The 21501-nt window shown below is 71.7% G+C and carries 19 protein-coding genes; 2 read left to right on the top strand and 17 right to left on the bottom strand.

Going from position 1 to position 21501, the window contains the following annotated elements; genetic code table 11:
* Window positions 1–116 precede the first annotated feature (116 nt).
* The 17 genes from ACFXI3_RS31550 to ACFXI3_RS31470 form a co-directional block, all read right to left on the bottom strand.
* On the bottom strand, window positions 117–950 hold the full coding sequence (locus ACFXI3_RS31550; protein WP_378404444.1) for an NAD(P)H-binding protein: 834 nt from the start codon (window positions 948–950) through the stop codon (window positions 117–119).
* A 95-nt stretch (window positions 951–1045) separates the two neighbouring features.
* The gene (locus tag ACFXI3_RS31545) at window positions 1046–1921 is read right to left on the bottom strand and encodes an FtsQ-type POTRA domain-containing protein (RefSeq protein ID WP_344284855.1); all 876 of its coding nucleotides are present in this window, start codon (window positions 1919–1921) and stop codon (window positions 1046–1048) included.
* Complete coding sequence (gene murC / locus ACFXI3_RS31540; protein WP_378404442.1) at window positions 1918–3336, bottom strand: UDP-N-acetylmuramate--L-alanine ligase; 1419 nt, start codon at window positions 3334–3336, stop codon at window positions 1918–1920. The genes ACFXI3_RS31545 and murC overlap by 4 nt, the downstream gene beginning before the upstream one ends.
* Complete coding sequence (gene murG / locus ACFXI3_RS31535; protein WP_344284848.1) at window positions 3329–4453, bottom strand: undecaprenyldiphospho-muramoylpentapeptide beta-N-acetylglucosaminyltransferase; 1125 nt, start codon at window positions 4451–4453, stop codon at window positions 3329–3331. The genes murC and murG overlap by 8 nt, the downstream gene beginning before the upstream one ends.
* Window positions 4450–5886, bottom strand: a complete 1437-nt coding sequence (ftsW, locus tag ACFXI3_RS31530; protein WP_344284845.1) for a putative lipid II flippase FtsW — start codon at window positions 5884–5886, stop codon at window positions 4450–4452. Before ftsW ends, murG begins: the two co-directional genes overlap by 4 nt.
* Entirely contained in the window at window positions 5873–7288 is a 1416-nt protein-coding gene (gene murD, locus ACFXI3_RS31525) for a UDP-N-acetylmuramoyl-L-alanine--D-glutamate ligase (protein ID WP_378404440.1), read from the bottom strand. Before murD ends, ftsW begins: the two co-directional genes overlap by 14 nt.
* Before the next feature lie 3 nt (window positions 7289–7291).
* Complete coding sequence (mraY, locus tag ACFXI3_RS31520; protein ID WP_378404438.1) at window positions 7292–8374, bottom strand: phospho-N-acetylmuramoyl-pentapeptide-transferase; 1083 nt, start codon at window positions 8372–8374, stop codon at window positions 7292–7294.
* Window positions 8371–9879, bottom strand: a complete 1509-nt coding sequence (murF, locus tag ACFXI3_RS31515; RefSeq protein ID WP_378404436.1) for a UDP-N-acetylmuramoyl-tripeptide--D-alanyl-D-alanine ligase — start codon at window positions 9877–9879, stop codon at window positions 8371–8373. Before murF ends, mraY begins: the two co-directional genes overlap by 4 nt.
* Window positions 9876–11435 carry a UDP-N-acetylmuramoyl-L-alanyl-D-glutamate--2,6-diaminopimelate ligase gene (locus ACFXI3_RS31510; RefSeq protein ID WP_378404482.1) on the bottom strand — a complete coding sequence of 520 codons (1560 nt, stop codon included), beginning with the start codon at window positions 11433–11435 and terminating at the stop codon, window positions 9876–9878. Before ACFXI3_RS31510 ends, murF begins: the two co-directional genes overlap by 4 nt.
* Before the next feature lie 419 nt (window positions 11436–11854).
* Window positions 11855–13768 (bottom strand): peptidoglycan D,D-transpeptidase FtsI family protein, encoded by a 1914-nt coding sequence (locus ACFXI3_RS31505; protein ID WP_378404434.1) that lies wholly within the window; start codon window positions 13766–13768, stop codon window positions 11855–11857.
* Window positions 13768–14427: a hypothetical protein gene (locus tag ACFXI3_RS31500; RefSeq protein ID WP_344284830.1), complete on the bottom strand. Its 660-nt coding sequence runs from the start codon at window positions 14425–14427 to the stop codon at window positions 13768–13770. The genes ACFXI3_RS31505 and ACFXI3_RS31500 overlap by 1 nt, the downstream gene beginning before the upstream one ends.
* Complete coding sequence (rsmH, locus tag ACFXI3_RS31495; protein ID WP_344284828.1) at window positions 14424–15380, bottom strand: 16S rRNA (cytosine(1402)-N(4))-methyltransferase RsmH; 957 nt, start codon at window positions 15378–15380, stop codon at window positions 14424–14426. The genes ACFXI3_RS31500 and rsmH overlap by 4 nt, the downstream gene beginning before the upstream one ends.
* 192 nt (window positions 15381–15572) lie before the next feature.
* Window positions 15573–16004 (bottom strand): division/cell wall cluster transcriptional repressor MraZ, encoded by a 432-nt coding sequence (gene mraZ, locus ACFXI3_RS31490; protein ID WP_009080393.1) that lies wholly within the window; start codon window positions 16002–16004, stop codon window positions 15573–15575.
* Between the two features lie 640 nt (window positions 16005–16644).
* Window positions 16645–17343 (bottom strand): ESX secretion-associated protein EspG, encoded by a 699-nt coding sequence (locus tag ACFXI3_RS31485; protein ID WP_378404432.1) that lies wholly within the window; start codon window positions 17341–17343, stop codon window positions 16645–16647.
* Window positions 17340–17933 carry a PE-PGRS family protein gene (locus ACFXI3_RS31480; RefSeq protein ID WP_378404430.1) on the bottom strand — a complete coding sequence of 198 codons (594 nt, stop codon included), beginning with the start codon at window positions 17931–17933 and terminating at the stop codon, window positions 17340–17342. Before ACFXI3_RS31480 ends, ACFXI3_RS31485 begins: the two co-directional genes overlap by 4 nt.
* A gap of 22 nt (window positions 17934–17955) precedes the next feature.
* On the bottom strand, window positions 17956–18504 hold the full coding sequence (locus ACFXI3_RS31475) for a DUF3558 family protein (protein ID WP_378404428.1): 549 nt from the start codon (window positions 18502–18504) through the stop codon (window positions 17956–17958).
* The gene (locus ACFXI3_RS31470) at window positions 18497–18862 is read right to left on the bottom strand and encodes a hypothetical protein (RefSeq protein ID WP_344284806.1); all 366 of its coding nucleotides are present in this window, start codon (window positions 18860–18862) and stop codon (window positions 18497–18499) included. Before ACFXI3_RS31470 ends, ACFXI3_RS31475 begins: the two co-directional genes overlap by 8 nt.
* Before the next feature lie 265 nt (window positions 18863–19127).
* Between ACFXI3_RS31470 and ACFXI3_RS31465 the strand changes: the two genes are divergently transcribed.
* Window positions 19128–20192 carry a MoxR family ATPase gene (locus ACFXI3_RS31465; protein ID WP_009080396.1) on the top strand — a complete coding sequence of 355 codons (1065 nt, stop codon included), beginning with the start codon at window positions 19128–19130 and terminating at the stop codon, window positions 20190–20192.
* A 33-nt stretch (window positions 20193–20225) separates the two neighbouring features.
* Window positions 20226–21497: a DUF58 domain-containing protein gene (locus ACFXI3_RS31460; protein ID WP_344284803.1), complete on the top strand. Its 1272-nt coding sequence runs from the start codon at window positions 20226–20228 to the stop codon at window positions 21495–21497.
* The last annotated feature ends 4 nt before the right edge of the window (window positions 21498–21501 follow it).

Below are 21501 nucleotides of genomic sequence, written 5' to 3'. Positions count from 1 at the left end.
CATCTTTCCCGCCTTGACAAACACCCCCGCGCCGTAGTCACAATCAAGCTTCGGGGTGCCCCACGCACCCACCGTGCGCAATGTCGCCGCCAGGCGACGAGCCGCCCCTCGAGAAATCAAGAAAACGCAGCGACATTCCCCTTGGCCCACTCAGCATAAGAAACCCCAGGCCGCCCCAGCAACTCCTCGACCACCCCAGTAGGCACCTGCGGATTAGCAGCAGTGAACTCGAACATCTCCAGCAACCAAGAAGCAATCTCCTCCGGATACCCAGCCGCAACCCACTCCGCGACCTGCTCCTCAGGAGTCAACTCCACAAACGGCACCGGCTTCCCCAACGCAACCCCGATAGCCGCAGTCATCTCCGCCAGAGAAACCCCCTCGGGCCCGCTCAACTCATAAGTCCGCCCCACATGCCCCTCACTGCTCAGCACATGAGCAGCCACCGCAGCGATATCCCCCAAATCAATAGGAGTCTGCGTAGCCGACGGATAAACGGACCGCACCTCCCCACGCTCCCGAATAGAAGCAGCCCACCCCAATGAATTGATCATAAACGCCCCAGGCCGCAAAAACGTCCAATCAAACCCAGCAGCCGTCACAGCAGCCTCAACCGCAGCAAACCCATGCCCACTAGAAGCCGGATGCGTATCCCCCACACTAGCCCCAGACAACGCAACCACCCGCCGAACCCCAGCCCCGGCAGCCAACTCGCAAAACCGGGAAACAGTCCGCGCATAAGGCGCCAAATAAACCGCCTCAACCCCGGCCAACGCAGCAGGCAACGTCGAAGGCTTGGCCAGCGACCCGACCACCACCTCAACCCCGTCAGGCAACGCCGCCCGCTCCGGATCCACCGTCAACGCCCGCACCGGCACCCCGCGAGCCACCAGCTCGTCAACCACCAGCCGCCCGACGTTGCCAGTAGCACCCGTAACCAGAACCGTCATGCCCCCACCTTCTCGTATGGCGTACGAACCCGGCAAGCGTACGCCATACGAGAAATCAGGGCCACCGAACCCCGGCAAGCGGCCGGGAGAACGGCCTAAGAGGTGATAGTCGGCAGCTCCGGCGCCGAAACGTCGTAGATCTTCCCCTGCTGCGTCAGCAACGCCGCCAGCACCTTCGCCTTGCGATCGGTGTTCTCCGCGTTCCCCCACCGCACAGTCTTGCCAGTGGACAGCGTGAACTCCACGCTCGCCGGAGTCTGCGCGCTCACCGTCGTGGTCTGCTTCAGCAACTGCTCCGGCAGCACCCCGAGCACAGCCGTAACCGCACGAGTGACCGGATCGTCCACCGAAACCTTCGGCAGCTTCAACTCCGGCAGCCCCGCCGGACGGGTCTTCACCGTCTTGAACACGACCCCGCCGCCGTCGACGAGATGCACCCCGTCGCCGCCGGGACCGCTGTCGAAGAACGCGATCGCGGTCCGCTCGGTCACCGCGATCTCGAGCGTCGTCGGCCACGACCGGGAAACATCGACCGTCGCGATCCCCGGCATCTGCGCCACGCGGTCGCGGATCCCGTCGACGTCCGCCCGCAGCATCGGCTGCCCGGACGGCACCGCGGCGGTCGCGCGGATCTGGTCCGCCGACACCGATTTCGCGCCCTGCACCTCGATCGTCTTCACCGAGAGCAGCGAGCTGAAGAACAGCAGATACCCCAGCGCCAGCAGGGTGACCACGGACAGCAGCGCCACCCAGCGGCGGCGGATCTCCTTGCCGCGGGTCGGCCGGGACTTCCGCGCGGACGACCGCGCCGAGCGGCTCGAGCGGCCCGAACGCGCGGCGGTCCGGGCGCGGGTGCGCTGGCGCTCCTCCTCGGTCCGCCGCCCCCGTCGTTCCCGGGCCAAGGCAGCACGCTGCTCCTCGCCCGCGCGAGGCGCGGGCGAGCGACGGCGCTGCTGCCGGGTCCCGGTCATGCTCGTCCGGCCCTCCGGTCCAGCTCGGCCAGGATCTCCGGGCCCAGCTGCGTCACGTCGCCCGCGCCCATGGTGATCGCGAGATCGCCCGGCCGCACGAGGTCCGCGACCAGGCCGGCGGCCACGTCGAAGGCGGGCTGGTAGTGCACCGGAACGGTCACGCGGTCGGCGATCAGCGCGCCGGTCACGCCCGGCACCGGCTCCTCGCGCGCGCCGAACACGTCGAGCACCACGACCTCGTCGGCCAGCGACAACGCCTCGGCGAACTCGGCCGCGAAGGTCTGCGTGCGCGAGAACAGGTGCGGCTGGAACACCACGACGACGCGTCCGTTGCCCGCCGCCGTGCGCACCGCGCGCAGCTGCGCGGCCACTTCGGTCGGATGGTGCGCGTAGTCGTCGTACACCCGCACGTCGCCCGCGCGGCCCTTGAACTCGAACCGGCGGCGCACCCCGCCGAACGCGGCGAGCCCGGCGGCCATGCCGTCCAGCGGCGCGCCGAGTTCGAGCCCGGCGAGCAGCGCGGCGACCGCGTTGAGCGCCATGTGCTCCCCCGGCACCGCGACCCGCAGGTCGTGTTCTTCGCCGTCCAGCGCGATCCGCACGACGCCGCCGTCCGGAGCGGGCGTGTAGTCGAGCACGCGCACGTCGCCCTCGCCGGAAGCGGCGCGGCCGTAACGGCGCACCCGCACTCCGGCCGCCGCGGCCTCGTCACCGAGGCGGGCCGCGCCCTCGTCGTCGGCGCACACGATCAGCAGGCCGCCCGGCTCGATCTGGCCGACGAAGTCGCTGAACACCTTCACGTACGCCTCGGCGGTGCCGTGGTGGTCGAGGTGATCGGGCTCGACGTTCGTCACCACCGCCACCGACGGCGAATAAGTGAGGAAGGAACCGTCGCTCTCGTCGGCTTCCGCGACGAACACGCCGCCCTCGCCGTGGTGCGCGTTGGCCCCGGATTCGTTGAGGTCGCCGCCGATCGCGAACGACGGGTCCATCCGGCAGTTCTGCAGCGCCACGGTGAGCATCGACGTGGTCGACGTCTTGCCGTGCGTTCCCGCGATGCACGCGACGCGGTGCCCGGCCATCAGCCCGGCCAGCGCCTGCGCGCGGTGCAGCACCGGGATGCCGCGTTCGCGGGCCGCGGCGAGCTCCGGGTTGGTCTCCTTGATCGCGGTCGACACCACGACGGCCGACGGCGGCTCGGCCAGCTCGCCGAGGTTTTCCGCGGTCTGGCCGACGAACAGGGTCGCGCCCTGCGCGCGCAGCGAAAGCAGCGCGCGCGATTCCTTGGCGTCCGACCCGGACACGGCAGCGCCGCGGGCGAGCAGGATCCGTGCGATGCCGGACATCCCGGCCCCGCCGATCCCGATCAGGTGCGCCCGGCGCAGCTGCGCGGGCAGTTCGGGCGTGTCAGGCACCGGCGGCCTCCAAAACGATGCGGGCGAGGGTCTCGTCGGCCTCGCGGTGGCCGAGCCCGACCGCGGCGGCGCTCATCGCGGCGACCCGGTCGGCGTCGGTCACCAGCGGGATCACCAGCTCGGCGACCTTTTCCGCGGTGAGGTCGGCGTCGGCGACCATGAGCGCCGCACCGGCGTCCACCGCGGGCTGGGCGTTGACCGCCTGCTCGCCGTTGCCGTGCGGCAGCGGGACGAACACCGCGGGCAGCCCGACCGCGGACACCTCGGCCGCGGTCATCGCGCCGGACCGGCACACCACCGCGTCCGCCGCGGCGTAGGCCAGGTCCATCCGCTCCAGGTACGGCACCGGCACGTACGCCGGACGGCCGGGAAACTCTTGCACCGCAAGGGAATTCTTCGGCCCGTGCGCGTGCAGCACGCCGACGCCCGCCTCGGCGAAGTCCTTCGCCGCGCCGGAGATCGCGGAGTTGATCGACGCCGCGCCCTGCGAACCGCCGAACACCAGCAGCGTCGGCGCGTCCGGGTCCAGCTCGAAGAATTCGCGCGCCTCGGCGCGCAGCGCCGCCCGGTCCAGCGTCGTGATCGAACGGCGCAGCGGAATGCCGACCACCTCGGCCTTCGGCAGCGGCGTGCCCGGCACCGCGACCGCGACGCGGGACGCGAACCGGGCGCCGACCTTGTTGGCCAGCCCGGCCGACTTGTTCGCCTCGTGCACCACGATCGGCGTGCGGCCGCGCGCGGCGAGGTACGCCGGCAGCGCGACGTAGCCGCCGAAGCCGACCACGACGTCCGCGTGGACCCGGTCCAGCACCTCGCGGGTGCGGCGGACCGAATCGCGCACCTTCAGCGGCAGCCGGAGCAGCTCCGGCGTCGGCTTGCGCGGCATCGGGACCGGCGGGATCAGCTCCAGCGGGTACCCGCGCGCGGGCACGAGCTTGTTCTCCAGGCCGCGTTCCGTGCCGAGAGCGACCACTTCGGCGTCCGGGCGCAGCCGCTTCACGGCGTCCGCCAGCGCGAGCGCGGGCTCGATGTGCCCGGCGGTGCCCCCGCCTGCGACCACGACGACCGGCGCCCGGCCTGCCGCCGAACGCTCGGTTCCCTTGACGGGCTTGCTCACCAATGACCTCTCCGGTTCGCGGTGCTCCGGGCACCGCGGTTCGCTGTAGTCCGCCGCGCCGACCGGCGGCGTTCCTGTGCCGGGGCGGGCCGGGCCGCACGCGGCGCCGGCCGGGCCGCCTTCGTCCCGTTCCCCGCGGCGCGCGTTCCCTTGCGGGTGGACGGCGGGCGGTACGGATCGGGCGCGGGCAGCCGCAGCAGGCGTCCGAATTTACCCGGCCCGTGCGAGCGCAGTGCGGCCACCGCCTCGGGTTCGTGCCGCGCGGCGTTGGCCAGCACGCCCATGATGAGCATGGTGATCACGAGCGAGGTGCCGCCGTAGGAGATCAGCGGCAGCGTGACGCCGGTGACCGGCAGCAGCCCGACCACGTAGCCGATGTTGATGGCCGCCTGCGCGACGAGGAACACCGTCAGCGTGCCCGCGACGATCCGGATCCACGGGTCGATGTTGCGGGTGGCGATGCGCAGGCCGACCACGGCGACGCCGGCGAACAGCGCCAGCACCACCGCGCAGCCCACGAAGCCCAGTTCCTCGCCGATCAGCGCGAAGATGAAGTCGTTCTGCACGTTCGGCAGGTAGCCCCAGTTCGACGCGCCCTGCCCGAGCCCCTTGCCGAACAGCCCGCCGTCGGCGAGCGCCAGCTTGGCCTGGTTCGCCTGGAACCCCTCGGCCGAGGTGTCCGCGTCCGGCGACAGGAACGACATCACCCTGGCGAGCCGGTAGGGCGCGATGATCGCCAGCACCAGCACGCCGCTCAGGCCGCCGGCCAGGATCACCCCGAAAAGCCGCTTCGGCGCGCCGGCGAACCACAGCAGGCCGAGCAGCACCACCGCGAGCGTGATCGTGCCGCCGAGGTCGGGCTGCATCATCACCAGCGCGAACATCAGCAGCGCCACCGGCACCACCGGGACCAGCAGATGCCGCCACTGGTGCAGCTTGCTGTACTTGATCACCAGGATGTGCGCGCCCCAGAACGCCAGCGCCACCTTCGCCGCCTCGACCGGCTGGAAGGTGAACACGCCGAGCTTGAACCAGCCCTGCGAGCCGTTCACGGTCGACCCGAGCGGCGTCAGCACCAGCAGCAGGAGGCCGAGGCAGATCACCGTCATCGTCGCCGACATCCGGCGGATCCGTTCGAGCCGGACCCGCAGGCCCACCCAGAACACAATCCCGCCGAGCGCGACGAACATCAGATGCCGGAAGAACAGCGCGTACACGCCGCTGCCGGTCTTCGGGTTGTACGAGGCGACCGACGAAGCGGACAGCACCATCACCGCGCCGATCACGGTGAGGATGCCGGTGAGCGCGAGGACCAGGTGGAACGACGCCAGCGGCCGGGAAAGCCAGGCGGTCAGCCCGGTGCGGAGCGCGACGAACGGGCTTTCCTTGCGGACGCGCCGCGGCCGGGGCTTGTCTCCGTCAACGACTGTCATCCGCCGCCCCCGCCGCCCCCGCCGCGCCGTCGGCCAGCGCACGCACCGCGGCTTCGAACGCGTCGCCGCGCGCTCCGTAGCCGCGGAACATGTCCAGCGAGGCGGCGGCGGGCGCGAGGAGCACCACGTCACCAGGACGAGCCAGGGCGCTGGCCGCATTCACCGCCGCAGTCATGGGCTCATCGTCACCCGGAAGGAGGCGGTTGCACGGGACATCCGGCGCGTGTCGCGAGAGAGCGGCTTCGATCACGGGGGAATCGGCGCCCAGCAGGACAGCCGCGCGCAGCCGACCGCCGACCGCGGCGACGAGTTCGTCCACCGACGCGCCTTTGAGCTGCCCGCCGGCGATCCAGACCACGCTTTCGTGCGCCAGCAGCGAGCCGAGCGCGGCGTGCGGGTTGGTGGCCTTCGAGTCGTTGATGTACCGGACGCCGCCGACCTCGGCGACCTCCACCGCGCGATGCGGGGCGGGCTCGTACGCGCGCAGTCCGTTCCGCACCGCCGCGAGCGGCACTCCGTGCGCACGGGCCAGCGCGGCCGCGGCGAGCGCGTTCGCGAGGTTGTGCGGTCCGGCCGGGCGGACGTCGGCGATCTCGGCCAGTTCCTCGGCGCTCGTCTCCGGGTCGGCCCCGAAAGCACGGTCCACCAGCAGGTCTTCGACCAGGCCCAGCTCTCCGGCGCGCGGGGTGTCGAGCACGAACCCGATCCGTCGCGCGTCGTCGGGCGCGTGCTCCTCCGCGATCCGCGTGGACCACGGGTCGTCGACGTTGTGCACGACAGCTCGGGAACGGTGGTGCGCCCGGCCTTTCGCCGCCGCGTACTCCTCCATCGAGCCGTGCCAGTCGAGATGGTCTTCGGCGAGGTTCAGCACCACCGAGGCGTCCGGCGCGATCGTGGACGACCAGTGCAGCTGGAAGCTCGACAGCTCGACGGCCAGCACCTGGTGCCCGCCGCGCACCGCGTCCAGCACCGGGTAGCCGACATTGCCGCAGGCCACCGCGTCCGCGCCGGCCGCGCGCAGGATCGATTCCAGCATCCCGACCGTGGTCGTCTTGCCGTTGGTCCCGGTGATCACCAGCCACGCGGGCGGATGCTCGCGCAGCTGCCCGATCCGCCAGGCCAGCTCGACGTCGCCGATCACCTCGATGCCCGCCTCGGCCGCCGCGACCAGCAGCGGAGACGTCGGTCGCCAGCCGGGGCTGGTCACCACGAGCACGGTGTCCGCGGGCGGTTCGGTCAGGCCGGGCACCAGCTCGGCGTCCAGGTCGTTCAGCTCGGCGAGCCGCTCGGCGTTGCCGTCGGTGACCGTGACCCGCGCGCCCAGCTCGCGCAGCACGGGAACGACCGATTTCCCGGTGACCCCCGCGCCCGCGACCAGAACGTGTTTGCCGTCAAGCTGCAAGGCTCAGCCTCCGAAGTTGAGCTGCTCGCTGTAGAACAGCCCGAGCCCGAACATGCAGCAGATCGCCGAGAGCAGCCAGAACCGGATGATCACCGTGGTTTCGGCCCACCCGGCCAGCTCGAAGTGGTGGTGGAACGGCGCCATCCGGAACAGCCGCCGCCGCGTCGTGCGGAAGACCGCGATCTGCGTGACCACCGAGATCATCTCGACCATGAAGAGGCCGCCGATGACGATGGCGAGCAGTTCGGTGCGGGTGGTCATGGACAGCCCGGCGACGAGGCCGCCGAGCGCGAGCGACCCGGTGTCGCCCATGAAGATCTTCGCCGGGGCGGCGTTCCACCACAGGAACCCGATGCAGGCTCCGGTGGCCGCCGCCGCGACGACCGCGAGGTCCAGCGGGTCGCGCACGTCGTAGCAGGCGGGCAGCGGCTGGGTCGAGCACGAGAGCCGGGCCTGCCAGAACGAGATGACCACGTACGTCGCGAGCACCATCGCCGCCGCGCCGCCGGCCAGGCCGTCGAGGCCGTCGGTGAAGTTCACCGCGTTCGACCAGCCGGAGATGACGATGTAGCAGAAGATCACGAACACGACCGACGGGAACGTGATGAGCGCGAGGTCGCGGACGTAGGACAGGCTCTGCGACGCCGGGGTGAGCCCGTGCGAGTCGGCGAACTGCAGCGACAGCACCGCGAACAGGATCGTCACCACGAGCTGGCCGACCAGCTTCGCGGTCTTGTTCAGCCCGAGGTTGCGCTGCTTGCGGATCTTGATGAAGTCGTCGAGGAAGCCGACCACGCCGAGCCCGACCGCGAGCATCAGCACGAGCAGGCCGGACGCGGAGGGGGCCGCCGAGCGCGAGTTGCTGATCCAGGTGATCAGGTGCGCGACGAAGTAGCCGACGACCATCGCGATGATGATCGCGACGCCGCCCATGGTCGGCGTGCCGCGCTTCGACTTGTGCCCCTGCGGGCCTTCCTCGCGGATCTCCTGGCCGAAGCCCTGCCGCGAGAAAACCCGGATGAGGTAGGGCGTGAGCAGGATCGAGACCAGCAGACCCGCCGCGGCCGCGATCATGATGTTGATCACGCGTGACCACCGTTCGAGCGTTCAGAGTTCAACGTGGAGGGGGAATTCCCGGGATCGGCCAGCAGCGCTTCGGCCACCCGCCAGAGACCGGCGGCCTTGGACGCCTTGACCAGCACCACGTCCCCGGGACGGAGCTGATCATGCAGTACGGCGACGGCGGCCTCGACATCGGGTACCAGCACCGACTCCTCGCCCCAGGAGCCCTCCTGGAACGCGCCCTGGTGCATGGCGGCCGCGTCCTGGCCGACCACGACGAGCTTCTCGATGTTCAGCCGGACCACGAGCCGCCCGATCGAATCGTGCGCGGTCACCGAGTCCTCGCCCAGCTCGCCCATCACGCCGAGCACCGCCCAGGCGCGACGGCCGGAGCGGCTCATCGAGGCCAGCGCCTTCAGCCCGGCCCGGACCGATTCCGGGTTGGCGTTGTACGAGTCGTTGAGGATCGTGACGCCGTCCGCGCGGGTCGTGACGTCCATCCGGCGCTCCGAGCGCCGCTGCAGCGACGACAGCCGCTGCGCGATCTCCTCGGTGCTCGCGCCCAGCTCGCGCGCGATGGCGGCGGCCGAGAGCGCGTTGCCGACGTGGTGCTCGCCGTGCAGCGGCAGCGTCACCGGTGCCTCGCCCTCGGGCGTGATCAGCCGGAAGGACGCGCGGGCCTCGTCGTCGACCGTGATGTCGGCGGCCCGGATCTGCGCCCCGGCCGACTCCCCCACGCCCACGACGCGGGCCTTCGTGCGGCTCGCCATGGCGGCGACCAGCGGATCGTCGAAGTTCAGCACCGCGAGACCGTCTTCTGGCAGCGCCTCGACCAGCTCGCCCTTGGCCTTCGCGATGCCCTCGCGGGAGCCGAACTCGCCGACGTGCGCGCTGCCGACGTTCAGCACCGCGCCGATCCGCGGCGGCGTGGTCACCGCCGCCTCGGCGATGTGCCCGACGCCGCGCGCGGACATCTCCAGCACGAGGAACTTGGTCGAGGCGTCGGCCCGTAGCGCGGTCCACGGGTGGCCCAGCTCGCTGTTGAACGACCCGGGCGGCGCGACCGTCGGGCCCATCGGCTCGATCAGCTGCGCGATGACGTCCTTGGTCGAGGTCTTGCCGGACGAACCGGTGACGCCGATGACGGTCAGCCCGCCCGCCGCCAGCCGGTCGACGACGTGCCGGGCGAGCTTGGCCAGCGCGGCCAGCACAGCCGCGCCGGAGCCGTCGGTGTCGCCGGTCAGCGCGACCGACCCGGCGTTGCCCTGTCCCGGCGGCAGCGGCGGCACGACGATCGCCGGAGCGTCGACTTCCCGCGCGGCCAGCACGCCGACCGCGCCGGACTCGACCGCTTTCGCGGCGAAATCGTGTCCGTCGACGCGTTCGCCGGGCAGGGCGATGAACAGCCCGCCCGGACCGAGCTGGCGGGTGTCGAATTCGACGCTGCCGGTCACGACAGCGGATCCGTCGGTGCGGTGCAGCCTGCCGCCGACGACGTCGGCGATCTCGGCCAGGCTCAGCTCGATCACGCGGTCACCTCGAGACGCTTGCGGATGGCGGCCTCCAGCTCGTCCCGGTCGGAGAACGGGTGCACCACACCCTGGGCCTCCTGGCCGGTCTCATGGCCCTTGCCTGCGATCAGGACGATGTCTCCCGCCCGGGCGAGCGACACCGCGGACGCGATCGCCTCGCGCCGGTCGCCGATCTCCACGACTTCGCCGCCCGCCGCCGGCCCGACCGCGCGGGCCCCGGCCATCATCGCGGCGCGGATCGCGGCCGGGTCCTCCGATCGCGGGTTGTCGTCGGTGACGATCAGGAGATCGCTGCGGCGCACCGCGGCCTCGCCCATCATCGGGCGCTTCGCGGTGTCGCGGTCGCCGCCGCAGCCGAGCACGGTGATGATCCGGCCGTCGGTGCGGGCGCGCAGCGCGTCGAGGCCCTGTGCCACCGCGGCCGGTTTGTGCGCGTAGTCGACCACCGCGGTGAAGTCCTGGCCGAGGTAGACCCGCTCCATCCGGCCGGGCACCTCCACCGCGGCGAGCCCGGCGACGATGTCGTCCGGGTCGATGCCCGCGCTGTCCAGGATCGCCGCGGCGAGCACCGCGTTGGCGACGTTGAACGTGCCCGGCAGCGGGATCTTCGCCGCGCGGCTGAGCCCGTCCGGCCCGAGCAGCGTGAAGGTCTGCTCGCCGGCCGGGGTCGCCTCGATGTCGGCGGCCCGCCAGAGCGCGTCGGCCCCGGCCTCGATCGACACGGTCACTGTCTGCGGAGTGAGCAGCGCCTGCCCCCACGCGCTGTCGACCACAACGACCTCGGTGGTCGAGCGGCCGTCGAACAGCAGGGACTTGGCGGCGAAGTACTCCTCCATGTCCTTGTGGAAGTCGAGGTGGTCCTGCGACAGGTTGGTGAACGCGCCGACCGCGAACCGGGTGCCGTTGACCCGGCCGAGCGCCAGCGCGTGGCTGGACACCTCCATCGGCACGTGCGTGACGCCGCGCTCCAGCATCACCGCGAGCAGCGCCTGCAGGTCCGGGGCCTCCGGCGTGGTGAACCCGCTGGCCAGGCGCTCGCCGGCGATGCGGGTCTCGACCGTGCCGATCAGGCCGGTGGTGCGCCCGGCGGCGCGCAGGCCCGCGTCGACCAGGTAGGAGGTGGTGGTCTTGCCGGAAGTGCCGGTGACGCCGAGGACCGACAGGTGCAGCGACGGCTCGCCGTAGATCCACGCGGCGATCTCGCCGAGCGCGGCGCGCGGGTCCGGGTGCACGAGGACCGGCACCGGCGCGTCGCGCAGCGCGGGCCGCTCGGCCCCGCTCGGGTCAGTCAGGACGGCCGCGGCTCCGGCGGCGAGCGCCTGCTCGCTGAAGTCGGCGCCGTGCGCGCGGGCTCCGGGAAGGCCGGCGAACAGGTCTCCGGGCAGCACGTGCTGCGCACGCAGCGTGGCGCCGGTGACGGTGAGGTCGGCGGCCTCGGGACGGTCGGCGATGAGCCGGGCTCCCGCGCGGGCGAGCAGAGTGGCCAGCGGGACCGGGTCGATCCGGGCCGGCCGGGGCGGCGCGGCGGCTGCCTTGGCCGGGCTGTCCGGCAGCGAGGCGGCAGCGGGCCCGCTTCGGGGCTGGGACGAGGACACGGACACGCCGGAGAGGTTACCGAGGCCGGATCCGGGTGACCCAACGCGGTACGGCGAACGCGCGGGCCCGTCGCGAGTGTGCTAGGCGAAGCGGTCAAGATCGTTGCGGCGCAACCCTTTCCCCAGCGCCACACCGGCCCGTGTGGACGATCGCCCAGCCCCGCCCCAATGTGGCATTGGGTGCGTCCCACGCACCCAATGTGGCGTTCGGTGCGTTGAGCGCACCCAATGCCACATTGGGGGTCTTGCCAGCACCCGCCTCGCGGCTCTCGCCATTCCCGCGGAAGTCCGTGAAGGGCCCCTTGAGGGAATCAGATTCCCTCAAGGGGCCCTTCACGGACGTTCACCGTCTCGGGCGGGAAGGCTCGGCCCGGGGGTCAGCCGACGACGAGCGGAACCACCGGCGACGGCCCGTCCGACAGCGGGATCTGGTACCGCTGCGACAGGTACGACGCGATCGTGTGGAACAGCGGCCCGGCGGAATGCCCGGCGGGCGTGCTGTCCGGCGCGTCCAGCCGGATGCCCACGACGAACCGCGGGTGGTCGGCGGGCAGGATGCCGGCGAAGGTGATGTTCGCCAGGCTCGAGCTGTACGCCTTGGTGCGCGGGTCGATCTGCTGGCCGGTTCCGGTCTTGCCGGAGATCTGATACCCCTCCAGCCCGGCCGACGGCGCGGTGCCCGCGTTCGGGCTCTTCGCGTTCTGCACCACCGACCGCAGCATGTCCCGCACCGTTTTCGCGGTTTCCGGGCTCACCACCCGCTCGGTCTTCGGCGGCGCTTCCGGCGTCACGGTGCCGTCCGGGTTCTTCTTCGCCTTCACGATCCGCGGTTCGACGCGCAGGCCGTCGTTCGCGATCGCCTGGTACATCCCGGCCATCTGCACCACGGTCATCGAAAGTCCCTGCCCGATCGGCAAGTTGCCGAACGTGGACGCCGACCAGTCCTTGCGCGGCGGCACGTATCCGGAGCTTTCGCCAGGCAGGCCGATGCCGGTCTTCTGCCCGATGCCGAACTTCTTCAGCAGTTCGAGGTACCGGTCCGGGCCGACCTGCTGCGCGAGTTCCAGCGTGCCGACGTTGGAGGACTTCGCGAACACGCCGGTGGTGGTGAACGTCTGCGTTCCGTGCACCCACGCGTCGTGCACCGTCCGGTCGGCGACCTTGATCGAACCCGGCACCTCGAGCGTCGAGGTGGGCGTGGCGATCTTGTCGTCGATCGCCGCGGTCGCGGTGACCACCTTGTTCACCGAACCCGGCTCGTACGGCGTGGTGATCGGGCGGTTGTTGAGCAGGTCGTCCTTGATCGTGGAGGGGTCGTTCGGGTTGAACGTGCTCGCGTCGGCCAGCGCGTACACCTCGGACGTCTTCGCGTCCATGATCACCGCCTGGCCGCCCTTGGCCCCCGCCTTCGCGACATAGTCGCTCAGCTGGCGCTGCAGCTCGAACTGCAGGTCGGAGTCTATGGTCAGCTCGAGGTCGGAACCCGGGACAGCGGCGTTGAGCACGTGCTCGGTGCCGGGCAGGTACAGGTTGTCGTTGCCGTTCTGGGTGTTCACGATCTCGCGGCCGGGCGTGCCCGCCAGGTCCGCGTCGCGCGATTTCTCCAGTCCGATCACGCCGTGCAAGTTGTGCTTCGACACGTCGGGGTCGTCCATCCGCCAATTCGACAGACCGACGATGTTCGACGCGAGCGTGTCGCCCGGGTACTCGCGCTTGGCCCGCTTCTCGACGCTGATCCACGCATACTTCTTGACGATCTGGTCGGCCACCGACGGCTCGACATTGTCGACGAGGTAGGTGAAGGACTGCTGTTTGTGCAGCAGTGCCAGCTGTTCTGCCTCAGTGGTGAGGTGCGGGACCTTCTGCGCGATCAGCTTCGCCGCGCCGGCAACCTCGGTTTCGAAGTTGCGGCCCTTGTCCGGGTACTTTTTCGCGTACTCGTCCATCGTCTTGTGCAGCGCCCGCAGGTTCACCGACAGCGTGCGGGTTTCCACGCTGAACGCCAGCTTCGCCCCGTTGCGGTCCACAATGGACCCGCGCTGCGCGGGGATGTCGATCGTGAGCGTGCGCTGCCGCTCGGCCGCCGCGGACAGCGTGGGGGCCTCGAACCACTGCACCTGCACCAGTTTCGCGCCCGCCACCACCATCAGCACGACCAGCATGATGCGCACCGCGGAAAATCGGCTGCGCTGTCCGCCGTTGCCCCGCTTCGCGACAGCACGGCGGGTGCCCGCGGCGTAGGTCCTCCGCGCGCTGCCCGCCGCCCTGGAACGGCCGCCTCCCGCTGCCATCACTGTCCTCCCGCGGTACCTGCGGCAGTGCCCGGCAGGTCTCCTTCGATGCCGCCCTCCGCCGCCGGCGGAGCAGCGGGAGTCGACGGCGGCGCGGCCGAGTCCTGCTCGTCCGGCTGGGCCTTCTTCGGTTCGCCGACAATGGTCGTCTTGCCGTCCTTGCCGACCACGATGCGCGCCGGGTCGCCGCCGGGCACCATGCCCAACTGCTTGGCCGCGGGCGCGAGAGACGCCGGGGACTGGGCCTTCGCGACCTCGCGCTCCAGCCGGTCCTTGGTCTCCATGAGAGAAGCGCTGTCCGTGCGCAGCTTTTCGAGCCGGTACGAATCGGCGATCGCCTGCGTGGTGAACCACAGCGTCGCGGCGACCCCGACCGCCAGCAGCCCCATCATCACGAGCACGAACGACGCGCGCGACCGCGGCCAGCGCAGCTTGAGCCGCGTGCCCACAGTCTTCGCCACGACGGTTTCCGGTTCGGCGGCAGGCCTTTTCGGCGCGCGCTGGCGCAACAGGTCGGCCCGCTGCGCCCGCCGGGCGTACGCGCGCTCGGCGGCTGTCGTGCGCCGCCGCCCCGGGGCTTCCGTCTCGGTGACGGTGTTCCGCGGTGCCCGCTCCGCAGCGGTCGACGACGAGCGGCGGGACTTCGTAGGTGCGGTCATCGCGGCTCTCCGATCCGTTGTGCTGCGCGCAGCCGCACCGAGGCGGCCCGCGGGTTGTGCTCGATCTCGCTCTCGCCGGCCTTCTCCGCTCCCCGCGTGAGGAGCTTCAATTCCGGCCCGTGCCCGGGAAGCTCGACCGGAAGCCCTTCCGGCGTCCGGGATTTCGCCAGTTCCGCGAGCGCCTGCTTCACCAGCCGGTCCTCGAGGGACTGATAGGACTCGACGACGATCCGGCCGTCCATCGCCAGCGCGCCCAGCGCCGCGGGCATCGCCCGGCGCAGCACTTCCAGCTCGCCGTTGACCTCGATCCGCAGCGCCTGGAAGGTGCGCTTCGCCGGATGCCCGCCGGTGCGCCTGCTCGCCGCGGGCACCGCGGAGTAGAGCAGTTCGACCAGCCTTCCGCTGCGGGTGAAGGGTTCCTTCTCCCGTTCCGCCACCACGGCGCGGACGATCCGCTGCGCGAAGCGTTCCTCGCCGTAGTCGCGCAGGATCCGGATCAGCTCGCCGGGCGCGTAGGTGTTGAGCACGTCGGCGGCGGTGAACCCGGTGGTCGGGTCCATCCGCATGTCCAGCGGCGCGTCCTGCGAATAGGCGAAACCGCGTTCGGCGCGGTCGAGCTGCATCGACGAGACGCCGAGGTCGAACAGGATTCCGTCCACTTGGGACAGTCCCAGTCCGGACACCGCCTCGGGAAGTCCGTCGTAGACCGTGTGCACGAGATCGACGCGGTCGCCGTGCCGCGCGAGCCGCTCCGCGGAGCGCTCGAGCGCGGCGGGATCGCGGTCAAGGCCGATCAGCCGGAGCCGGGGAAAGGCCGCGAGCAGCGCGTCGGAATGGCCGCCGAGGCCCACGGTCGCGTCGACGAGGACGGCGTCTCGATCGGCCAGCGCGGGGGCGAACAGCTCGACGATGCGGTCCAGCAGCACCGGAACGTGCTCAGCCGCGTCCGTCATGTCTTCCCCCTTTCTGCTGCCAGTGTTTCCGGGGAAGATGCGGCGGATGCCGTCAGGTCCCTGCCCGCCCGCTTGCTGACCTGGCACCGGGGAAGGTGCGCCAGGGTCAAAGAGCGGACAGAGGCCTCACGGCATCCGCGTCGAACGGCGTACCCGCGTCCCCCGACGACGCAGGTTCGCCTGAGGCGTCTCCTAGAAGACGCCCGGCAGAACTTCCTCCCGAGCCTGTGCGTAGCTGTCCTCGTGTTCGTCCAGGTAGCCCTGCCACGCCTGGGCGTCCCAGATTTCGAGCCGGGTGATCGCGCCGATCACCACGCACTCCTTGTTCAGTCCCGCGTACCGGCGCAGCTCCGGCGCGATGGCGACGCGCCCTTGCCCGTCCGGACGTTGCTCGTCCGTCCCGGCGAACAGGTAGCGCTGGTAGGCCCGCACCGCCTCGTTCGTGAACGGGGCTTCGGCGACCTTCCTGGCCATCTGCTCGAACTCGGCACGGGGGAAGACGAAGAGACAGTGGTCCTGCCCCTTGGTGACCATCAGCCCGCCTGCCAAGGCTTCGCGGAACTTCGCGGGCAGCGTGAGCCGCCCTTTGTCGTCCAGCTTCGGGGTGTGGGTGCCGAGGAACACCGGCCTCCACCTCCCTACCGGATCCGGTTGGCTCCCCGCCCGGTTCCGGCTCGGGGGCTCCCTTCCGCCCCACTGGCCACCACCGTACCCCACTTTTCACCACAGTCAACGAGTCTTGCGCGCGTGCCACTCCGTCGAGTGGCGCGTTTGCGCAGGTCACGGAGGTGGGTCCAGGTGGGGGCCGGGTGGGGGGACCGTGGCGAAGATCCCCCGCACCGGGGTCTTCCGCAACCTCGGGACGCGTGAAACGTCCGAGTTTCGGCAGCGTGGGGACCCGTGGTGGGGGTCGGTGGGGGAACCGGTGGGGGCTGGTGGGGACGCGGGTGGAGCGGGGTGGGGGAACCTCAGTGGGGCCCGGTGGGGGGCGTTGTGGGGACGCCGTGCCGCTCTTGGGACGCGCGGTGGGCTGAGTGGGGGCAGCGCGGCTCGGCCTGGTCACGCCTCGGAAGCACGTGAGCCGAGCCCGGTGGGGCGGCGTAGGAACTGGTTGCGGCCAGCCGGACGGAACCCCGCGCGACAGTGCCGGAACAGCCGCGGCGGGGCGAGGGAGGACCGCTGTGGCGCGGGGTCGTGAGAGGCGATGCTGGTTCTACCCGGCATAAACACTCACGAGCGACCCGTCCACTTCGGACCGGCCGGTTCAGCGCGGCACCAGCTCCATGACCCGCTCGGCCAGCCGCGGGCTGTCCACCGGGGACACCGTCACCCACTCCTGCCCACCACGGCCCGGCGAGGACACCGTCGAGTAAGCCCCGGCGTCCGTGTCGAACCACGTCAGCCCGCCGGTCCTGGACAGTTTCCCCGCTCGGTCGCGGACGTGGACGGTGAACTGCCCCGCCGCGTACACCGGCCGGGCCTGGATCGCCCGCAGCTCCTCCCCCTGCGCGCCGCCGGGCGGCTCCCCGGCCGCGGGCAGCCGGACGCCGTAGCCGGGACCGGCCGAAAGCTCGGGCAGCACGTCGACGATCGCCGAGGCCAGTTCGCTTTCCCCGATGCCGCGCACGCCGATCGTCCGCGCGGGCTGCACGGCCAGCACCGCGTTCCGTCCCCGGATCGCGGCGACCGCGCGGAACGGTTCGTCGGCAGTCATGTCCGCGAGCGCCTCGCACTCCACATAGCGCTCCGCGGACGCCAGCAGCCGAAGGCTGTTCTCCAGGGAGGCGTCGAGACGGCCGTCGAAGAGGCCGCGTTCGCCGAGGTTCCGGTAGACCTCCGCGCGGATCGCGGAGCGGTCGGCGTCGGTCTCCCCCACGCTGCGCACCGCCAGCGGCGCGGGCGGCGCGTCGAGGCCGAGGTCGGCCCAGACGATGTCGAACGCGGACGCCGACAGGCTGATCAAGCCGGCCCCGCGCCGAGCGGCGGGACCGCCGGGAAACCGCCTTCGGGCACGAGCCCGCGCAACGCCGTGTCCCGGGTGCGCAGGACGTCGATCGCCTTCTGCCGGGCGGCCTCGGCTTCGGCGCGCCGCTCGTCCATGGCGGACGACAGCCCGGCCAGCCGCACCATGCTCCCGCTCGCGGCGGCGGAACGGATCATCGCCGCCGGGTCGAACTCCACCGGCGCGGGCATGTCCGCCCGGGCCCGCGCGGCGACCTCGGCCTGTCCGTGCACGGCCTCTCCGACCTTCGCCGACACCACGGAAGTCTCGGCCAGCCAGCCGGAGGCTTTGCCGAGCACCGACCGCATCGCGTCGCCGGCGTCGCCCTGCCAGCTCTCCTCGCTGCCGGCCGACAGCGCGACCAGCCCGCCGATCGAGTCCTCGAGCCGTTGCGACAGCCCGGCCCACCGGGTGCCCGATTCGCCCGCAGCGGCCGGGTCGTTGCCGTCGACCGCCTGCGCGGCCAGCGCCGCGTGGCTGAACGCTTCGTACCGGGCCGTCGGCTCGGGAGCGGCCGGGGACTCGGTGGGCTCGGCCGGGGTGTCGGTCACGACTTTCCTCCTCGCACGGGGTTCACGGCAGCTTCGGCTCGAGCAGTCCGGCCACGTCGCCCGCCCGCGAGCAGGCGAGCGCGGAGTCGGCGAAGTTCGCGTTGTTCACGTCGACCTGCACGCTCTGCGCGCCGCCGACGTCGAGCAGCACCGCGCAGGTGCCGCGGCGGCCGGACACCTGCACCGCCTGGTGCGAGCCGACGTCCTTCTTGGTGCGCTTGCCGTCGGAGAGGTCGAGGTCCGCCAGTCCGTTGGTTTCGTCGAGGGTGACGGTGAGGCCGAAGGTCGAGGGCACGGTCCAGTCGCACGCGCGGGCCTCGCCGATCGTCTTCGGCTTGCCCTGCCCGGTGAGCCCGGCCGACGACCGGTCCTGCGGCGAGAGCAGCGTGCACGGGTCGAGCTTCGCCAGCGACGGGGCCGAAGACGACGGCGGCGCGGGAGCCGGCGGGCCTCCGTCCGCGGGCGCGGCGTGCGAGATGCCGGGCATCCGGCCGCACGACACCAGCGAGACCAGCACTGCGAGCCCGGCAACGGAAAGGAGCGCGGCGCGCGCCGCGAAACGGTCAGCCACCGGTGCAGTCCACGCCTTCGGCGGCTTCGCTGTCCTGGTCGCGGTATTTCTCCAGCGCGCCGCCGATGCGTTTCTTCAGCCCGGCGATCTCTTTCCCGAACGCCGTGAGCTGGTCGACCGCGGACCCGTCGCGGCCGAGGCCGTACTTCGCCATGAACGCGCCGACCTCGCCGGCGTACCCGCCGCCGAGCGGCACCGACCGGCCGAGCACCGCGGCCTCGCGGACCATCTCGCCGACGACGTCCTGCAGTTCGCCCAGCTTCGAATAGGTCGCGGTCGCCAATTCGGGCGTGACCGCGAACCGGCCGCCGGACAGTCCCGGGAGCCCGGCTTTCCGTTCCGCCTCGGCCTCGCTCATGCGCGGATGCACCTCTTCCGACGTCGAACCGTGGTCGGGCGACTTCGTTTCGGAGCATACGACAGTGCATACGGTCAGCGGGATCACCTGAAAATGCCTCATAATCACCCGTAAGAAGGAGTGCCGGGGTGGCTGGGCGTCACCATGAAACGATCTCGGGGTTCCGCCGCCCAGTTCTCCCGGGTTTGACACACTGGGGAGAACGCTGGACAAGGCGCGCATCCCCGCCGGTTCGCGTCCAGCTATTGCGCCACCAGGAGGTCGAGTGACGTCGAGAATCCAGTCCGCTTCCCCCGCCGGAGGTCACGGCAACGGGTCCGGGCAGCCGCCGTACCCGGCGGTCGAGTCCGCGGACGGGCTGGCGCAGGTCCCGGCGGCCGGGCTCGGCGAACTGCACGACACCGCCCGCCGGATCGCCGCGAACGTGGAGCGCGTCCTCGTCGGCAAGCCGGACGTCATCCGGATCGCGCTGGTGACCCTCCTGGCCGAGGGCCACCTGCTCGTCGAGGACGTGCCGGGCGTCGGCAAGACCTCGCTCGCGAAGGCGCTCGCGCGCTCGATCGACTGCACCGTCAGCCGCGTGCAGTTCACCCCCGACCTGCTGCCCAGCGACGTCACCGGCGTCTCCATCTACAACCGGCAGACCGGCGAGTTCGAGTTCCGGCCCGGCCCGGTGTTCGCGAACATCGTGGTGGGCGACGAGATCAACCGGGCCTCGCCGAAGACGCAGTCCGCGCTGCTGGAGTGCATGGAGGAGCACCAGGTCACGGTCGACACGAGCACGTACACGCTCGGCGCGCCGTTCATGGTGATCGCGACGCAAAACCCGATCGAGATGGAGGGCACCTACGCGCTGCCCGAGGCCCAGCGCGACCGGTTCACCGCGCGGGTGTCCATCGGCTACCCCGACCAGCAGGCCGAACTGGCCATGGTCGACGAGCATTCCGGGCACAATCCGCTCGCCGACCTGACCCCGGTGTCCGACGGCGAGACGATGCTGCGGCTGATCGAGACCGTCCGCGGCGTGCACATCGCGCCGGAGGTCCGCCGGTACGCCGTGGACGTCGTGTCGGCGACCCGGCAGGTGCCGGAGATCCGGCTCGGCGCGTCGCCGCGCGCGACGCTGCACCTGGTCCGGGCCGCGCGGGCGCAGGCCGCGCTGTCCGGGCGCGACTACGTGGTGCCCGACGACCTGCACACGGTCGCCGTGCCCGTGCTGGCGCACCGGCTGGTGCTCACCACCGAGGCGCACGCCGCCCGCCGTTCGGCGACCGACGTGGTCCGCGCGGTGCTGCACCGCGTCCCCGTCCCCCAGGGCTCGGCCCGCTGAGGCGCGTCCCGCTACCCGAAACAGGGAATCCGCATGCTGCGCGCGCTGTCCGGCCTCACCACCCGAGGCCGTTGCCTCCTCGCCGCCGGGATCGCGGCCGCGGTGTGCTCGCTGGTGCTCAACGAACGCGACCTGCTGCGGGTCGCGGTGTTCGTCGTCGCCCTGCCGCTGCTGGTCGCCGCCTACATCTCGGCCACCCGGCTGCGCCTCGGCGCCGCGCGCGCCCTGCGCCCGGACCGGGTCGCGGCGGGCTCGACCGGCGAGGTCGACCTCGAGTTGTGGCGCAGCGGACGGCTGCCCGGCGGCGAGGTGCTGCTGGAGGACGGCGTGCCGTACGCGCTGGGCTCCCGGCCGCGGTTCGTGGTCGAGCGGCTGCCGCACGACCGGCGCGTGCTGCTGCGGTATCCGCTGCGGCCGGCCATGCGCGGGATCCAGCAGGTCGGCCCGCTGCGCGCGACGATCACCGACCCGTTCGGGCTCTGCGAGTTCGAGCGGGAGCTGATCGGCCATTCGCGGCTGGTCGTCGTGCCGCGCGTGGTGCCGTTGTGGGGTCTGCCCGGCGGCGCCGGGGCCGGTGCGGGCGACGACGGAAGCGTCCGGCTGCATTCCGGGCAGGGCGAGCCGGACGTGATCGTGCGGCATTACCGCACTGGCGACGACATGCGGAAAGTCCACTGGCGTTCGACCGCGCGCCGCGACGAGATCATGGTCCGCATCGAGGAACGTCCTTGGCGCGGCGGCACGACAGTGCTGCTGGACCACCGCGCGGCCGCGCACCACGGAAGCGGTCCGACGGCCAGCTTGGAGTGGGCGGTGTCGTTCGCCGCTTCGGTGTCGCTGCACCTGCGGCGGACCGGCCACCGGGTCCGGCTGGTGACCGAACACGGCGTCTCGCTCGCGGACTCTCCCGGCGACGGCGGCGAAGGCTACGACAACCTGGTGCTCGACGCGCTGGCCGCGCTCCAGCCGGCGCACCAGCGAGACGTGACGCTCGGCCACGATCCGGCCGAAGGACAGGAACTGATCGCGATCCTGGGCACGGTGAGCGCGGAATCGGTGCACGAGCTGACGCGATACCGGGCGCGCGGCGTCCGCAGCCTCGCCGTTCTCCTGGACACCCCGACCTGGGCGGGTTCGGCCTCGCCGGACCACCTCGCCGCGGCGACGAAGGAATCGGCGGAGCTGCTGCGCGGAGCCGGCTGGGGCGTCGTGGTGGCCGGGCCGAAGACGCCGATGCCCGAGGTGTGGGGGCTGCTGTGCCGCGCGGGCACCCACCGGTCGACGGTGATCGGCGGAACGCGATGAGCGC

Origin of the sequence: Amycolatopsis sp. NPDC059235, assembly GCF_042754125.1 — a bacterium.
GTDB classification, from domain to species: Bacteria; Actinomycetota; Actinomycetes; order Mycobacteriales; family Pseudonocardiaceae; genus Amycolatopsis; species Amycolatopsis albidoflava.
Note: the sequence above shows the minus strand (reverse complement) of the source record. Positions and strands in the feature narration are given on the sequence as shown.

Excerpts from the sequence above, each read along its gene's own strand:
- rsmH (WP_344284828.1), bottom strand. The coding sequence starts at position 15,380 with ATGACGGACGCGGCTGAGCACGTTCCGGTGCTGCTGGACCGCATCGTC.
- ACFXI3_RS31505 (WP_378404434.1), bottom strand. The coding sequence starts at position 13,768 with ATGGCAGCGGGAGGCGGCCGTTCCAGGGCGGCGGGCAGCGCGCGGAGG.
- ACFXI3_RS31460 (WP_344284803.1), top strand. The coding sequence starts at position 20,226 with ATGCTGCGCGCGCTGTCCGGCCTCACCACCCGAGGCCGTTGCCTCCTC.
- ACFXI3_RS31500 (WP_344284830.1), bottom strand. The coding sequence starts at position 14,427 with ATGACCGCACCTACGAAGTCCCGCCGCTCGTCGTCGACCGCTGCGGAG.
- ftsW (WP_344284845.1), bottom strand. The coding sequence starts at position 5,886 with ATGACAGTCGTTGACGGAGACAAGCCCCGGCCGCGGCGCGTCCGCAAG.
- ACFXI3_RS31470 (WP_344284806.1), bottom strand. The coding sequence starts at position 18,862 with ATGAGCGAGGCCGAGGCGGAACGGAAAGCCGGGCTCCCGGGACTGTCC.
- ACFXI3_RS31550 (WP_378404444.1), bottom strand. The coding sequence starts at position 950 with ATGACGGTTCTGGTTACGGGTGCTACTGGCAACGTCGGGCGGCTGGTG.
- ACFXI3_RS31545 (WP_344284855.1), bottom strand. The coding sequence starts at position 1,921 with ATGACCGGGACCCGGCAGCAGCGCCGTCGCTCGCCCGCGCCTCGCGCG.